Genomic DNA, 1,458 nt, shown 5'->3' on the forward strand with positions numbered 1-1,458 from the left:
TTAAGCGACAAAATGTGTGCTTTTTTGGGGGTGGGATGGGTGGTTTTTGGGTGTGTTGTGCTGGGGTTATGTTCGTCCTGCCCAGCCGTGTCGGATGGCCCAGGAGGGGTTGAAGTCGGTGTCGATGCCGGTGTCGTAGACTTTCGGCCGGCCGTCGGGTGAGTTGGCTTGGTCGCGTTGGCGCATGTGTGCCTGGCGGGCGCGTGCGTAGCCGACGTGGCCGAAGTTTTGCTCGATTGCTAGTGCCAGCGGGTCATCGTGGTGCTGGGTGTGCAGGTAGAGCCACCAGTCCATGATGATTCGTTGGTGTTCGTCAAATGTGCCGCGGTGGGCTCGGGCAAGGTGTTTAAGTTGTGCGTTGACCCCACCTTCCAGGCTGTTTGTGGTGGTTTTCAGTCCGGTTGCGGTGTCGTTTGGTGGGGTGAGCCAGACGAAGAGGTGGCCTTGTTGGTAGAGGCGTTCGAATCGGCGGTAGGCTCTGCGGGCTCTGGGGTGGGTGTACCACCATTGCTGGTTGTCGCGAACGTGTTTTGGGATCTCTTTGTCGCTGACTTGGTCGCGGTAGGTGCGGTCTTTGAGCCAATCGCCGTAGAGGTCATGGAAACGGTTGAGGCGAAGTGCCCAGTCAATTGCCTGTTCACGGGTGGTGATGTGGGTCAGTTGGTTGCCGAGGCGAAGCAGTGCCTTGTGGGCGGTCAGTGTTGGTTGGCGTGTGGTGTCTTTGATGGTGTCGCGTCGCACGTGGACGAGGCAGCGTTGGATAGAGGCGTTTGGCCAGCATTGTTTGATGGCTTTGTGCGCGCCACCGGAGCCGTCTGTGGTGACGACGAGGGGTTCGGCGATCAGGTCGAAGAGTTTGGCGTAGTCATAGGCGGTTTCTCGTGTGCACCAGTGCCAGGCGACGACGTGATCGCTGGTTGCGGCGACAAGCAGGCATTTTTTGTGGAAGTAGGTGCCGTCTATAAAAAGTTGGTCGTAGACGCGGTACGGGTCTGGTTTGCACGGGACGATGATGAACCAGAAGTAGGTAAACCAGCGGATAAGTGTGCGCCTGGAGACGTTGTGGGCTGCAGCGACAGCATCGAGGGGGCGCTGGCCGGTAATCCAGTCGATGAAGATGGCAAACCGGTATGCGTTGGTCTTTGCCGCGTTGGGGTTGGTGAAGGTGTGTCCGCAGTGTGTGCAGCGCCATCGCTGTGTTCCGCTGGAGGTGGTGCCCATTTTTATGGTGGTGTGCTGGCATGCCGGGCACAGGGGTCTGTTGTGTTTTCTCTTTCTGTGTTGAGTTGGCATGCAGGCTGGTTTAACAGCCAGTGCCAGTAGCACATCTCATGGCTGGAGTGGTGGACCTTCATGTTGCAAGCCAGGAATCCCGATTCGACGAGCACTTTCCCGCCGTAGCCGGAGGTAAGACCGGGAATCTATAGCTCAAAAAGCACACATTTTGTCGCTTAACCC

1 protein-coding gene is annotated in these 1,458 nt (G+C 57.8%); it reads right to left on the reverse strand.

The genetic code is table 11. From position 1 onward, the window contains the following. Positions 1 to 66 precede the first annotated feature (66 nt). Complete coding sequence (locus OVO38_RS12360; protein WP_095546097.1) at positions 67 to 1,293, reverse strand: IS1249 family transposase; 1,227 nt, start codon at positions 1,291 to 1,293, stop codon at positions 67 to 69. Between the last annotated feature and the right edge of the window lie 165 nt (positions 1,294 to 1,458).

It is taken from the genome of Corynebacterium sp. Marseille-P8863 (assembly GCF_946902955.1).
Classification (GTDB): Bacteria; Actinomycetota; Actinomycetes; order Mycobacteriales; family Mycobacteriaceae; genus Corynebacterium; species Corynebacterium gottingense.